Annotated in this window: 1 protein-coding gene; it reads left to right on the top strand. The window is 50.3% G+C overall.

Annotated elements, in window-relative coordinates:
• Positions 1 to 493: RNA-guided endonuclease InsQ/TnpB family protein (locus BTA35_RS16615; protein WP_139363703.1), on the top strand; the 493-nt coding region annotated here is incomplete at both ends.

The raw sequence follows: 493 nt of genomic DNA, 5'->3' as shown, positions 1-493 counted from the left end.
GTATTACTTTGTCGCGCACGGCAACAGGAAAATACTACGCCTCGCTGCTGGTTGATGACGGTGTGGAAACACCTGTGCCCATGCAAACAATTGATACCGTGCTGGGCGTCGATATGGGGCTAACCCATTTGTCTATCGACTCGAACGGTAACAAAACCGCCAACCCTCGGTTCATGAAGCGTGCCGCCGCCAATCTTCGACACAAACAAAAAGCCCTGTCCCGCTGTCAGAAAGGCAGTAAAGGTCGTATGAAGGCATGGTTGAAGCTGGCCAAGGCGCATGAACGTCTAGCGAATGCCCGTGCTGACTTTCAGCACAAGCTGTCCCGACAACTGATTGACGAAAACCAAGCAGTGGTTGTCGAGACGCTAAAAGTAAAAAACCTGCTTAAGAACCGGAAATTGGCGAAGCACATCGCAGATGCCAGCTGGTTCGGATTGATCCAGAAGTTGGAGTACAAGTCTAAAGCGCAAGGTAAGCATCTGGTTAAAAT

The sequence above is a fragment of the Oceanospirillum linum genome (assembly GCF_001995095.2).
Taxonomy (GTDB): domain Bacteria; phylum Pseudomonadota; class Gammaproteobacteria; order Pseudomonadales; family Halomonadaceae; genus Oceanospirillum; species Oceanospirillum linum.
Note: the sequence above shows the minus strand (reverse complement) of the source record. Positions and strands in the feature narration are given on the sequence as shown.